Annotated in this window: 2 pseudogenes; both read right to left on the bottom strand. The window is 53.7% G+C overall.

Annotation, left to right across the window (positions count from 1 at the left end):
• Window positions 1–78 precede the first annotated feature (78 nt).
• A pseudogene (locus AWB81_RS43585) lies at window positions 79–621 on the bottom strand (transposase); the annotation flags it as partial.
• Window positions 622–669: 48 nt separating this feature from the next.
• Window positions 670–881, bottom strand: a pseudogene (locus tag AWB81_RS48210) (IS4-like element ISCku4 family transposase); the annotation flags it as partial.

Genomic DNA, 881 nt, shown 5'->3' with positions numbered 1-881 from the left:
GCTCTATCAGTATCGGAATCGAGCTTCACTTGGCTAGCCGCGCACAATAATTCACCCATAGATTCCCCCGACGATCCATTTTTTTATCAGTTCGTTCGCCTTCTTCAGAATATCGTGCTCAAGCTGCAACTGTCGGATGTCGCGTCGAAGCAATTCGACCTGTTGTTCCAGCTCCGCACGCTCATGGTCCGACGCCGGCTTCTTTTTGCGTTTCATGGATGCTGGAACCTCTCGACCGAGTAGCTGGTTCTTCCAGTTATACAGCGTTGGCCGACTCACGCCTGCTTTCTCGGCAACCACGCGCGCGCTTTGCTCTCTGGTGCACAGTTCGATGACTGCCGCCTGCTTCACCTTCTGTGATTTTGGAACCCTATCGACCGCTCGGCCAACAATACGTTTTCTGATTTCCGGACACAGTTCTTCGATCCAGGCTGCAAGCGTCTCGCGACTCGGATAACCCAAAGCCCTCAAAGTGGCGGCAGCGCAGCGGCCCTGGCTCACATAATGATCGACGGCCACCTTCTTCTGTTCTTCCGAATACCTCGGCCTCGAACGGACATAGCCAGCCCGTAGATCATCATACTGCTCGTATTCGCGATGCCATGCTTTGAGAGAATTCTTAATCTAATGACGTTACTCAAGAGTGCCGAGTTCGGCACAGTCTTGGGGTTATGTGGCCAGTCGGAACATCTCGAAGGTGTCAGGGTCCTGCCTTTCGGCGATGAATTTCGCGAAGAAATTGGTTTTGGCGCTATTCACGAGAAATTCGGGCAGGCATTGTCGTAGTGCACTGGCGACAACCAACTCCGATGGAGGGATGCCGGGACGGATGGTGCGCAGCCAGGATCCAAAGGAACTCCAGACGAGTGAAGGGAATACCG

Source organism: Caballeronia arationis (genome assembly GCF_001544975.2).
Taxonomy (GTDB): Bacteria; Pseudomonadota; Gammaproteobacteria; order Burkholderiales; family Burkholderiaceae; genus Caballeronia; species Caballeronia arationis.
This window is presented reverse-complemented; position numbering and strand designations above follow the sequence as displayed.